9 protein-coding genes are annotated in these 11,834 nt (G+C 59.6%); 3 read left to right on the plus strand and 6 right to left on the minus strand.

The annotated features are described in order from the left end of the window. Window positions 1–95 precede the first annotated feature (95 nt). On the plus strand, window positions 96–1,535 hold the full coding sequence (gene cls, locus HGP31_RS00440; RefSeq protein ID WP_168757012.1) for a cardiolipin synthase: 1,440 nt from the start codon (window positions 96–98) through the stop codon (window positions 1,533–1,535). Between the two features lie 3 nt (window positions 1,536–1,538). Here cls and cfaB read toward each other — a convergent pair whose 3' ends face one another. From cfaB to hflK (HGP31_RS00465), 5 genes are all read right to left on the minus strand, one after another. Further along, on the minus strand, window positions 1,539–2,726 hold the full coding sequence (cfaB, locus tag HGP31_RS00445) for a C17 cyclopropane fatty acid synthase CfaB (protein ID WP_020797960.1): 1,188 nt from the start codon (window positions 2,724–2,726) through the stop codon (window positions 1,539–1,541). Window positions 2,727–2,894: 168 nt separating this feature from the next. Next, window positions 2,895–4,808, minus strand: coding sequence for a heavy metal translocating P-type ATPase (locus HGP31_RS00450; RefSeq protein WP_168757013.1), 1,914 nt, complete (start codon window positions 4,806–4,808; stop codon window positions 2,895–2,897). Further along, the gene (gene hflK, locus HGP31_RS00455) at window positions 4,805–5,863 is read right to left on the minus strand and encodes a protease modulator HflK (RefSeq protein ID WP_168757014.1); all 1,059 of its coding nucleotides are present in this window, start codon (window positions 5,861–5,863) and stop codon (window positions 4,805–4,807) included. Before hflK (HGP31_RS00455) ends, HGP31_RS00450 begins: the two co-directional genes overlap by 4 nt. Beyond that, a complete protein-coding gene (hflC, locus tag HGP31_RS00460; RefSeq protein WP_168757015.1) occupies window positions 5,860–6,894 on the minus strand; it encodes a protease modulator HflC in 1,035 nt (344 codons plus the stop codon). Before hflC ends, hflK (HGP31_RS00455) begins: the two co-directional genes overlap by 4 nt. Beyond that, window positions 6,891–8,855: a protease modulator HflK gene (gene hflK, locus HGP31_RS00465; RefSeq protein WP_168757016.1), complete on the minus strand. Its 1,965-nt coding sequence runs from the start codon at window positions 8,853–8,855 to the stop codon at window positions 6,891–6,893. The genes hflC and hflK (HGP31_RS00465) overlap by 4 nt, the downstream gene beginning before the upstream one ends. 218 nt (window positions 8,856–9,073) lie before the next feature. Here hflK (HGP31_RS00465) and lpdA point away from each other — a divergent pair, with 218 nt between their 5' ends. Beyond that, window positions 9,074–10,474: a dihydrolipoyl dehydrogenase gene (lpdA, locus tag HGP31_RS00470; RefSeq protein ID WP_168757017.1), complete on the plus strand. Its 1,401-nt coding sequence runs from the start codon at window positions 9,074–9,076 to the stop codon at window positions 10,472–10,474. Window positions 10,475–10,583: 109 nt separating this feature from the next. Here the strand turns inward: lpdA and HGP31_RS00475 are convergent, their stop codons facing one another. Continuing rightward, the gene (locus HGP31_RS00475; protein WP_008064568.1) at window positions 10,584–11,057 is read right to left on the minus strand and encodes an Lrp/AsnC family transcriptional regulator; all 474 of its coding nucleotides are present in this window, start codon (window positions 11,055–11,057) and stop codon (window positions 10,584–10,586) included. Between the two features lie 146 nt (window positions 11,058–11,203). Between HGP31_RS00475 and HGP31_RS00480 the strand changes: the two genes are divergently transcribed. Then, window positions 11,204–11,833: a LysE family translocator gene (locus HGP31_RS00480; RefSeq protein ID WP_168757018.1), complete on the plus strand. Its 630-nt coding sequence runs from the start codon at window positions 11,204–11,206 to the stop codon at window positions 11,831–11,833. Window position 11,834 lies beyond the last annotated feature (1 nt).

Consider the following 11,834-nt stretch of genomic DNA (forward strand, 5'->3'; position numbering starts at 1 on the left):
CCAGCGGGCTTCGGTTCATGGGCCAATTAAATAGCGACATTCTGCACGGAACATGGTCTGTTAAGCATTGAATCTTCAGGAGCAAGGTTGCCCCCATGGATTATTTTGGACCCCATGTCTTTGGTTATGTCATCGCGCTGCTGCACTCATTGGGCCTGATTGCAGCAATCCATGCCGTGTTGACCGTCCGCACCGCGCAAGGCTCGATTGCCTGGGCCTTGTCATTGTTGTTCATGCCTTACCTGACTCTCATCCCCTACCTGGTATTCGGGCGCAGCTCCTTCGACGGCTACATCAAGGCTCGGCGCCAAGCCAACGAGGAGATGCGCAAGGCGGTCTCCGAGCTGAACTGGCGGCCATGGGTGGAGGAAGCCCTCACCGCTCGCGCATCCAGCGCCTACGCGTCGCTGAGGGCCATGCCGAAACTGGGACGCATGCCGTGCCTGGCAAACAACGAAGTGTGCTTGCTAGTGAATGGACAGGCGACCTTCGAAGCGATTTTCCACGCCATCGACCAGGCCAGGGAAGCCGTACTGGTCCAGTTCTTCATCATCCACGATGACCGGCTGGGCCGTCGCCTGCATGACTTGCTCCTGCACAAAGCCAGCGAAGGCGTGGCGATTTACCTGCTCTACGACCGAATTGGCAGCCACTCCCTGCCCCACGGTTACGTCCAGTCACTGCGCGATGGCGGCGTCAAGGTCAAAGCCTTCGCCACCCGCAGCGGCTGGCTCAACCGTTTCCAGGTCAACTTTCGCAACCACCGCAAGATCGTGGTCGTCGACGGCATGCTCGGCTTCGTCGGTGGCCACAACGTTGGCGATGAATACATGGGCGAGAAACCACCGCTGGCACCGTGGCGCGATACCCATGTGCAAGTACGGGGACCGGTGGTGGCCTGCATGCAAGAGTCCTTCGCCGAAGACTGGTTCTGGGCGGCTCGAGAATTACCGCCGCTGATCCTGCCGCAGGTTTACCCGGACGACGGAGTGCTGTGCCAGGTACTCGCCAGCGGCCCGGCGGACGCCTACGAAACCTGTTCACTGTTCTTCGTCGAAGCGATTCACGCATCGACCGAACGGGTATGGATCACCAGCCCTTACTTCATCCCCGACGAAGCGGTACTGGCTGCGTTGCGCCTGGCGGTCTTGCGCGGGGTGGATGTGCGAATCCTGCTGCCGTCGCGGCCCGACCACCGAATCGTCTACGCCGCTTCCAGCCTCTATGCCTTTGAAGCCGTGCGCGCCGGTGTGCGAGTGTTCCGCTACCAACCCGGGTTCCTGCATCAGAAAGTGGTGTTGATCGACAGTGAAATCAGCGCCATTGGCAGCGCCAACATGGACAACCGATCGTTTCGATTGAATTTCGAAGTGATGCTACTGACAGTCGACAAAGCGTTTGCTGCCCAAGTGGAGCAAATGCTAAACGACGACTTCGACCAGGCTCACGAAATCGCCAAGGAAGAAGGCCGGGAGACCCATCGCCTGCAGCAAGTCGGCATGAGGGTCGCCCGGCTTATTTCGCCCATTCTCTAGGGATCAGGGATTGTAGATGTCGTCTCGCGTCCAGGGCAGCTCATGGCTGCCATCGGCGTGGGCCTTCACCGCGAGAATCTGGTGCAGGTTGATCCAGCCGCGGGCGAACGCGTAGGCACAACCGGCCAGGTACAGGCGCCAGATGCGCAGGGCTTGATCCGGCACCAGTTTCGAGGCGGCCTCCAGATTGTCTTCCAGACGTTCGCTCCAGTGATCCAGGGTCCGTGCGTAATGCAGGCGCAGGCTCTCGACATCGACGATCTCCAGGCCTGCCTCACTGATCTCGGCAGAGATCATCGACAGGTGCGGCAGTTCTCCATTGGGGAACACGTATTTCTCAATGAACTCACCCGCACCGCGTCCCACAGGACGCCCATCGGTGTGCTTGGCGGTGATCCCGTGGTTCATCACCAACCCGCCCTCTTTCACTGCGCCGAACAAGGTTTTGCAATACTCGGCCAGGTTCGCGTGCCCGACATGTTCGAACATACCGACACTGACCACCTTGTCGAAGCGTCCGTCTTGAGGCAGGTCGCGGTAGTCGAGTAACTGCAACTCGATCAGGTCCTCCAACCCTTCCTCTTTTACCCGCTCCCGGGCCAGGGCCAGTTGTTCCTTGCTGAGGGTAATACCGAACACCTTCGCACCAAACTCACGAGCAGCGTACCGGGCCAGCCCACCCCAGCCGCAGCCGACATCCAGCAGATATTCGCCAGGTTGCAGGCGCAACTTGCGGCACAGATGACGGAATTTTGCCTGTTGGGCCTGTTCAAGGGATTCACTGCCTGTCTCGAAGTAAGCGCAGGAATACGCCATGTCGCTGTCGAGCCACAGTTGGTAAAAGGCGTTCGAGAGGTCGTAATGGTAGGAGATTGCCTTGGCGTCAGTCTCCTTGTCATGCATGGTGCGGACCGGCTGATTGCCGTCGTCCTCATCCAGCAACGCCTGACTCCATTCATCGCACACGCGGATCACATCGCTGATGGAACCTTCGAGTTCCAGTTTGCCCTCGACAAACGCAGCCCCGAGCGCGTCCAGGCTAGGGTGGGTGAACTGGGTGACCATTTGTGGGTCCTTGACCACAATTGTGACACTGGGCGTCGGCCCCAGATTGAATTCATGACCGTCCCAGAGTCGCAGGCGTAGCGGTAACTGCAGATTCTGTAAGGCCGGTGGAAGTTGCGCGAGCATGGAAAATCCCCCTTGTTTCAGACGTCTGCTGAGAGGTTAGACCATCCTGGAAAAACAACTGGCTATCGATTTCATAGCGGCACTCTACGAATATACAACGGTTGCGAATTCGCAGAAATGACCGCTCTTAGCTAAATGACTGCAAATCCGGCCCACAGTTCTGTATTGTTAAAACCGCTCTTCATTGAGCTTGAACAGCGGCTCCTGAAATCGCAACAAACGCCCAGCATTGCCCAACACCAGCAACGTACTGAGGTTATGCAGCAACGCAGCGATCATCGCCCCTGCTGCCCCGAGCCAGCCGAACGCCGCGAAAGCAACGATCGCCAAAGTCCAGCCCAAACCGATAATCACGTTGACTTGCAAAGTCTGACGGCATTGCCGACTCAAGCGCACGCAGGTGCCAAGGCGCCGCAGGTCGCTACCGATCAACACAATATCCGCTGAAGCCAACGCGATATCCGCCCCGCCTGCACCCATTGCCACACCGACAACGCCAGCCTTGAGCGCCAGGGAATCGTTGATGCCATCGCCGACCACCATAGGCCGAAAGCCGTTACCGATTTCTTTCAACACGCGATTCAATTTGTCCTCGGGCAAGGCCTGCGCCTCAACCTCACTGATGCCGACATCCCGAGCGAGTGTGTGAGCGACGCTGTACCGGTCGCCGGTGAGTAAAAGCTGTCGGCCCAATCCAAGGTCCTTCAGCTCACTCAAGGCAACCTTCGCTTCCGGTTTAACACTGTCGGCCAACAACAGCCAAGCGAGAAACTCACCGTTGAGTGCCAGCCCGGCAATGGGGCCATCGTGGTCGGGAACATTTGGGGTAGCTATACCCAATTGGGCGAACAACTCCGGCCGCCCAAGCGCAGCCTCGCCCTGCTCTGTCATGGCCACCACGCCCAGACCCTGACGCTCGCGAATGTCCGACAGCAACTGAAAATGCTCTGGTGGGACGAGCCCGGCGAGCGCCCGGCTGACCGGGTGACTGCTGGCGGAACCGAGGCTGGCGGCGAGCCTCAAGACGGGGTTGCGATCCGCTAGCGAGCTCTCGATGGATTGCAGGCGCAAGGTGCCGAAGGTGAGGGTTCCGGTCTTGTCGACCACCAGCGATGTCAGGTCTGCCAGCTCTTCGAGAAACGCCGAGCTGCGAATCAGAATGCCGTGCCGAGCGGCTACTGCTACCCCGGCAATCGCCGTAGCGGGTGCTGACAGTACCAGCGCACAAGGGCAAGCAGCGACCAGCACCGCGAGCATGGCCTGGGCATCGTTGGTGATGAACCAGGTGACTGCGGCCAGCAACAACACCAGCACCAGGTAGCTCCCGGCGTATCGCTCCAGCAACCGGGTGATTGGTGGCTTCGATCGCTCGGCGTTTTGCATCAGCGCGATCACTTTGCCGAGGGTCGATTCGTCGCCGGTCCGTGTCACTTCAATGCGCAACAGGCCATCGAGATTGATCGCGCCACCGAACACCGCCATTCCGACACCCGCCTCCATCGGCACCGACTCGCCGGTAATGGATGCGGTGTCCAGACTCGCCTGGCCGGACAGCACCTGGCCATCCGCCGGCACCCGACCACCGGCACGGACTTCCACCAGATCGCCGGCCCTGAGCGTGCCATTGTCGACTTCGACGATGGAGCCGTCGGCCTGAACCTTACGCGCGTGGCTGCGGGTCAGTTTGCCGAGGGCGTGAATGGCTTCCTGCGAGCCGATCACGCTGCGCTCTTCCAGCACATGGCCGAAGATCATGATGATCGGCAGCAATGCAGCCGTCAGCAGATCGCCTGTCGCCCATGCGCCAAGCATCGCCAGGGCGATGAGTTGATCGGTGATGCCGTGCAGGCTCGGATACCGCAAGCTGTACCAGGCTGAACGCATCACTGGCACGGCCACCAGTACAGAAGCAAAACCCAGCAACAATTGGCTGACCCCACTTTGCTCCGGGGACAACCAGCGCCATACAAGGCCCAACGCGAGCAAGCCGAGTGCAAGCATGGCCAAAGTCAGTTGGCGAGCAGCGCTGCGTTGTTCGGCCGAGGACAACATGCTCGGTGCGGCGGCAGTTTGAGCGGTCATTGTGCAGCTCCCTGAATGATCAGGCGGGAATCGTCTTGCGGATCGACCGTAATGACTGAGCCGGCCTGGCCAAGAATTTTCGGCATTCGCTCGCGGTAGATTCGCAGCAACATTTGTGGGTCGGCGGCTTCGTGTTGCGCATTGGCCAGACTGATCACCGTGGCGGTATCAGCCGAGGCTTTCGCCAGCCGCTCACTCGCCTGAGCGTGAGCGACTTGTAGCGTACGGTCAGCTTGTTCATTCGCGCTCTGGTTCATTTTCTCTGCTTCAGTGCGCGCGTTGGCCACGGCCTTGTCGGCTTGTTGGCTGGCGGTCAGTACGGCGTTGAAGGCGTTGATCGCAGGCGCCGGCAGGCTCGACTGCACGTCAACCCGCGCCACTTCGATCCCCAGCCCCTGCCCTGTCGCGGCCAATTGCGCCAGACGCTGATTGATGCCTTGCACCAGATCACCCCGCAGACGCTCGCGCCTTTCTGCCGCCTGATTATCAGCGCCGATCAACTCCGGCCGTGCGACCAGAATTGTGTCCAGGTCTCGTGCAGCCGTGAGTGCCAATGCGCTACGGGTCACCAGACGATCCAAGGCCGCAAGCACATGCTCGCCTTGAAGCACGAAGGCATACGGATCTGTGACCTTGTAGAACACCCGCACATCCAGTTGCACCACACCGGCATCCCCCGTCAGCAAATAACCGGAACCTGCCAGCGCATCACTGATCGGCCCTGCAAAACTGGCGGCGCGATCGGCCTGCAATGCGGCGTCAGTTCGCAGCAGGTTCTCCACTCGACGCTCGATGACCCTATCCGCCGCTGGCAGCAAAATCACCTGTTCAAACGGACGCGGCCAGGCCAATAGCAAACCGGCATTCTGGACGCGATCAAGAGCGCCGAAGTGCAAAACCACCGCACGATTTTGCGGGTCGATTTGTCGCACATTGGAGAACGCCCAAGCCAAAGCGGCCAACACTGTCACGGCATACAGAGCGAAAAACGCCAAGCGTCCGGCCTGAATCCACGGGCTACTCAACTCATTTGTTCCACGTGGAACCAAATTCATGGCTGCGACCCGGGTTTATTTTCCAGCGTCGGCGGACCATCAACCAATGCCCGGAAAGGCGCGGCATCGGTACGCAGGATCAGTTTTGTGCCCGGGGTAATCACCGTGCCCAAGGTATCGAGTGAGCGCAGCAAATTGTAAAGCTGCGGTGAACCAGCGTAGGCACGCGCATAAATCTGCGCGGCTTCGACCCTGGATTGCGCCTCAATGTCCGCCGCTTTCACCGTGGCATCGGCCTGGACGATTCGTGCATCGCGTTCCGCCGCGGAGAGAATTTGCGCCGCTTCGCGCTTGCCAATGGCGGTGCGTTCAGTCGCGATTGTTTCACGCTCGGCGCGCATGCGATCGACCGTCGCAGTGAGCGTGACCGACGGTAAGGTCAGGCGCTCGATGCCAACTTGTAGCACTCGCACGCCATAGGTGTTCAGCAACTGCTGATCGATTTGCTTGCGCAACTGTGCTTCGAAATCGGCGATGCGCACCTGATTGGCATCGGTGTTCACCAGGTTGGCCAAATCGAAACTACTGGCCGTGGTTTCCAGCGCGGAGCCGACGAAGGTGCGAATCTGCCGTGCCGCTTCGTCCGGCTGGTTTTGCACAGCGCGCATAAAGCGCTGCACGTTGTCCGGATCACCCTGCACCTGCCAGGCAACGTAAGCCTGAACGATAATGCGCAAGCCGTCCCGCGTGCCCACATCCTGCAGACCGCTGGACGTGGTGCGCAGTCGCAGATCCACCGGGATCGCTGCTTCGAAGGGTGCCGGCCAGCGCCAGCCTAGCCCGGGTTCTACCAGCACCCGCGATGGATTGCCAAAACGTGTGATGACCGTGGCTTCGCCTGAACGCACTTGCACCAGGCTTGCTGCCGCCACGGCAAACGCCACCAACAACGCCGCCCAGCCCATGCGTCGCCAGGGGAACGGGCCGGCTTCTTGCGGATCACCATGATGGTGATGGCCGTGGTGATGGCCGCCATGGCTGTGATCGTGGCCACTGTGGTTGGCATGATCGTGGGTATGTAGCTGGCTCAATTGGCGACTCCTGGCTGAGCAGTTTTACGCGACGACGCAGGGTCAGCCGGCAACGTGAATGTACGCAGATCGATGGTCGGAGCATTGCTGCTGCCGCCCAAACGATGATCGAGAACCAGCAAGCTGGCGCTGGCCAGGCCCTGGGAAAGTTGACCGAGGTATTGCTCCAGCACAAAGGCCTGGCCGGCATTGGCGTAAGCCTTTTTCTCGGCGCTGAATTTCAGCTCGCCAGCCTTGGCCGTCGCGTTGATTTCATGGGCGGTAGCTGTTGCCTGATCCCGGGCAATGCTCGCCTGCAACTGCGCCTGGTTGGTGGCTTCGGCGGCGGCTCCGCGTTCACGGGCAATCAACGCCTGCGCGCCGATCTGTGCGGCTTGCACCCCGTGATAAGCATTGGCAGCCCCTGCCGGGGGATGGATCGCTTCAACGACCGTAGCGAGAATTTCCACGCCGCTGTCGAGTTTCTGCAGGTCGGCCTGCACGGCCCGGCCGATTTCCTCGGCAAGCCCTACCCGGTCCTCACCGAGCAAACCGTCAAGGGTGCGTGACGCGAAGTCGTGAACCAGAACTCGGCTCGCGGTGCTGCGGATCAACGTCGGCACATCCGCATTGTTATAGGTTGCAGCCAATGCCGCCTGATCGCTCAAACCAATGCGATAAACAAAACGCACGTCCATGTTGACGATCTGAAAGCTCTGCTTGTCTGCGCGGCTACTGGCAATCACCTGGGATTTGTCATTCACATGGCTGGCGTCCCACAACCGGTTGGCGGTTATCGGCGCCGGGCCTTCGGCGGGGTCTGCCTGCACGGGGGCCGATGTTTCGCCGACACTGGTGGCCAATTCGTGAACCACGCCATTTTCGACACTTAGCACCCTCCCCAATGGCCACGGTAAACCCGCATGCAGACCAGGCCCAAACACCGTCACCGGTTTACCGAATCGCTCGTAGATCCCCCGCCCTTGCAGCGGAATTTCGTGAACACCGGTCAGCACCCAACCGACGATGCCTACTACCCCCAGCACCGGCAACAATGCCCGGCGCATGTAAGTGAAGGCCCAAATTTGCCGCAGGTCGATGCCGAAGCGGTTGTGCAATTCTTGCTGTAACGCCTGCAATGGCCGTGGCGGCCAGCGCAACATGTCGGCGACAAAACTACGCGCCAGCAATGCAGGTTCAAGTTGTTCGCGACGCGGGCTGAACAATGACAGCACGGCACGCAGCAGTAATTCGAAGGCAACGAAGCCTGGCAGCAGGCCGATCAGTACCGCCAGACGCACCGGCCAAACCGAAGTCTCACTGCCGAACAGCAGGCAAAACGCTCCAAGAATCAGGCTGATGATCGCCACGCGGGTCAGCTGCGCCAAGGCGCCTGCCTCGGGCCATTGAGCAGTATTTTCCTGAGCAAGCTGACGCTCGAGAACCAACAGACCAAAGGCCAACAACAACCCCAGGGTCGCGCTGACAGTGGCCGACATGCCCAGCGCTGCGGAAGGCAAAGCAAGGGTCCATGCCTGTTCGACGCACAACAACGCCAGCAGCGCCCAACCGGCCAGCCACAGTGTCGGGGCTCCGATTTGCCTGAGTAGCTTCAGGCAGTGCTGACTGATTCTCTCAAGCAGTCGCTCATACCAGCCTGCCGGGACTTCAGCTTCATCAGAATCGACCACCGACTCCAAGGGATTCATCGCCTGCGCACGCCATTGCGTGACCCACCAGGCCGATTGCAAGCCGGCGACCAGCACCAGCAATGCGGCGCTCTGATTGAACAACAGCGCAGGCCAAAGGGATTGCGGAGCAAACATCCCGACAAAAAAACCCAGCACCAGGCCCATTGCCGCGAGCGCGCCGAGACCGATGGCGAGCAGGCGCAATCGTCGCCCCTGAAAAACTGCCTGCTGAAAACGCGGCAGCCCGGCTACCTGCGCTCCATCACCACCCTCTTCGAGATCGACTTGCATACCACTCCAGTATTTAGAATTGCCCCGCGGGGCATTTCGTAACGATATAACAGTACTGGTGAAATTTTCGTGCTCAATCGCCCTATCTAAAGATGCTCAACCTGTCGCGAAGCTGAACCCTTGACCGAAAAGCATCGGAGCGCACATATTACGCTCGTAATTTTATTCAAAGACTACTTTTACCCCTCCCCGTCCGCTTTCAATCCAGGAGTACTTCCATGAGCACCTATGACGTCGTGATACTCGGTGGTGGCCCCGGTGGCTATAACGCAGCGATTCGAGCAGGCCAACTGGGATTGAAGGCGGCGTGCGTAGAAGGACGCGCTACGCTCGGCGGTACCTGCCTGAACGTCGGTTGCATGCCGTCCAAGGCATTGCTGCACGCCTCGGAGCTGTACGATGCAGCCATGGGAGCGGAATTCGCCAACCTTGGGATCGAGGTCAAACCCACGCTCAACCTCGCCCAGATGATGAAACAGAAAGATGAAAGCGTGACCGGGCTGACCAAGGGCATCGAATTTCTCTTCCGCAAAAACAAGGTCGACTGGATCAAGGGTTGGGGCCACATCGACGGGCCGGGCAAAGTCACCGTGACGGATAACGTCGGCGGCAAGACCGAACTGGTTGGCAAAGACATCATCATCGCCACCGGTTCCGAACCCACTCCCCTGCCTGGGGTGGACATCGATAACCAACGCATCCTCGATTCCACCGGCGCACTGTCACTCACAGAAGTGCCGAAGCATCTGGTGGTGATCGGCGCCGGGGTGATTGGGCTGGAGCTTGGTTCCGTCTGGCGGCGCTTGGGGGCTCAAGTGACCGTGGTCGAGTACCTGGACCGGATTTGTCCGGGTGTGGATGGCGAAGCAGGAAAAACCCTGCAACGCTCACTGAGCAAACAGGGCATCAGTTTCAAATTGAGTTCAAAAGTGACCAGCGCCACGACGACCGCAACCGGCGTGCTGCTCAGCGTCGAACCTGCCGCAGGTGGAGCAGCCGAGTCGCTGGAGGCCGATTACGTGCTGGTGGCGATCGGACGTCGGCCTTATACCCAAGGTCTGGGGTTGGAGAACGTCGGCCTCGCCACCGATAAACGCGGCATGCTCGCCAACAAGGGGCACCGTACCGAAGCGGCGGGCGTCTGGGTGATTGGCGACGTCACCTCCGGACCGATGCTTGCCCACAAGGCTGAAGACGAAGCCATGGCCTGCGTCGAACAGATCGTCGGCAAGGCTGGTGAGGTCAATTACGACCTGATCCCCAACGTGATCTACACCAAGCCGGAGCTGGCCAGCGTCGGCAAGACCGAAGAACAGTTGAAGGCCGAAGGTCGCGCATTCAAGGTCGGCAAATTTCCGTTTACCGCCAACAGCCGGGCGAAGATCAATCATGAAACCGAAGGATTCGCCAAAGTGCTGGCCGATGAGCGTACCGACGAAATCCTCGGTGTGCATCTCGTAGGGCCAAGCGTCAGTGAAATGATTGGCGAATATTGCGTGGCCATGGAGTTCAGCGCATCCGCCGAAGACATTGCCCTGACCTGCCATCCTCACCCGACCCGATCCGAAGCCTTGCGCCAGGCCGCGATGAATGTGGAGGGGATGGCGACGCAGATGTAGGCCTCCAGATTTTTGATGGCTGGGCCTTCGCTTCGCGAGCAGGCTCGCTCCCACATTGGAATGCATTCGTATGTGGGAGCGAGCCTGCTCGTGAAAAAGTCTCCTCGGTCTACAGCGGCAAATGCCCCAGCGGCAACGCTCCCGGTGTCTTCACCGTGTGGATCGCAAAGTTGCTGCGGATATCGCTCACCCCTGGCAGCTTCAACAAACACCCCGTGAGAAACCGGTCGTAGGCGCGTAGATCCGGTACCACCACTTGCAACAGAAAGTCCGATTCTCCAGATACCAGAAACGCCGAAATCACCTCCGGCAATGCTGTCACGGCCAAGCGAAAAGATTCAGCCTGTTCATCGTTATGGCGCTCGACTTTTACTCCGACGAACACGGTCAGCCCTAGTCCAACTTCATCGCGATCCAGATTGGCCTGATAACCACGAATCACTCCGGCCTCTTCAAGCATCCGTACCCGGCGCAAACATGGCGAGGCGGACAGACCGATTTCTTCAGCTAACTGCACATTACTCAGCCGACCATCCCGTTGCAGAGCGGCAAGAATCTTGCGGTCGTAGGCATCCAGTTTCATCGTTTGGCATATCCCGCTGGTTGAACCGTTATTTGTTGGCAGGTTATGCCAAAACAGCCACCTTTAGAAGCAAACTACGCAAGCACATGCCCTACTCCCTGGCTCTAGACTGGCACCACTGAATCGACTACGGACAGGGGTACGACATGGCGGGACTCGGGCTATTTTTCATGGCGCTGGCGGTGGTCTATCTGTTACCCGGCCCCGATATGATCCTGCTGCTGCAAACCGGTGCCCGCCAGGGCAAAGGCGCAGCGTTGGCCACGGCCGTCGGCCTGGCGATCGCCCGCGGTTGTCATGTAGTGCTGGCGGCGTTGGGATTGGCGGCATTGTTCAAGGCGGCTCCCTGGACATTCGACGCAGTGCGCCTGGTCGGGGCTGCTTATCTGCTGTGGATCGGTATTCAATGCCTGCGGACGACGATGCTGCCATCCCTGAACGGCCCAGGTACAACAGACGAAAAAACACGCTGGGGCGAAGCGATTCGCCGCGGTCTACTGACCAATCTGCTTAACCCCAAGGCGCTGCTGTTTTGCTCGGTATTGCTGCCGCAGTTCATCGATCCACTCAATGGACCGGTACTCGCGCAGTTTGCGGTCCTGGGCCTGGTGTTGGTCGGTATCGGTTTGCTGTTCGATAGCGCCTATGCGTTGACCGGAGCCGCGCTGGGTCGTTGGCTGCAACGCAGCCCCAGCTTTCAGCGCGTTCAACAATGGCTGTTCGGCAGCCTGTTGATCGGTTTCGCCGTGCGACTGACCTTTGTTCAACAGGCTTGAA

The sequence above is a fragment of the Pseudomonas umsongensis genome, from assembly GCF_012647205.1.
Lineage (GTDB): Bacteria > Pseudomonadota > Gammaproteobacteria > Pseudomonadales > Pseudomonadaceae > Aquipseudomonas > Aquipseudomonas umsongensis.

Bases quoted from the DNA above. Each gene is read 5' to 3' on its own strand.
- hflK (WP_168757016.1), bottom strand. From the start codon at position 8,855: ATGCAAGTCGATCTCGAAGAGGGTGGTGATGGAGCGCAGGTAGCCGGG.
- hflK (WP_168757014.1), bottom strand. From the start codon at position 5,863: ATGAATTTGGTTCCACGTGGAACAAATGAGTTGAGTAGCCCGTGGATT.
- HGP31_RS00475 (WP_008064568.1), bottom strand. From the start codon at position 11,057: ATGAAACTGGATGCCTACGACCGCAAGATTCTTGCCGCTCTGCAACGG.
- lpdA (WP_168757017.1), top strand. From the start codon at position 9,074: ATGAGCACCTATGACGTCGTGATACTCGGTGGTGGCCCCGGTGGCTAT.
- HGP31_RS00450 (WP_168757013.1), bottom strand. From the start codon at position 4,808: ATGACCGCTCAAACTGCCGCCGCACCGAGCATGTTGTCCTCGGCCGAA.
- HGP31_RS00480 (WP_168757018.1), top strand. From the start codon at position 11,204: ATGGCGGGACTCGGGCTATTTTTCATGGCGCTGGCGGTGGTCTATCTG.
- cls (WP_168757012.1), top strand. From the start codon at position 96: ATGGATTATTTTGGACCCCATGTCTTTGGTTATGTCATCGCGCTGCTG.
- cfaB (WP_020797960.1), bottom strand. From the start codon at position 2,726: ATGCTCGCGCAACTTCCACCGGCCTTACAGAATCTGCAGTTACCGCTA.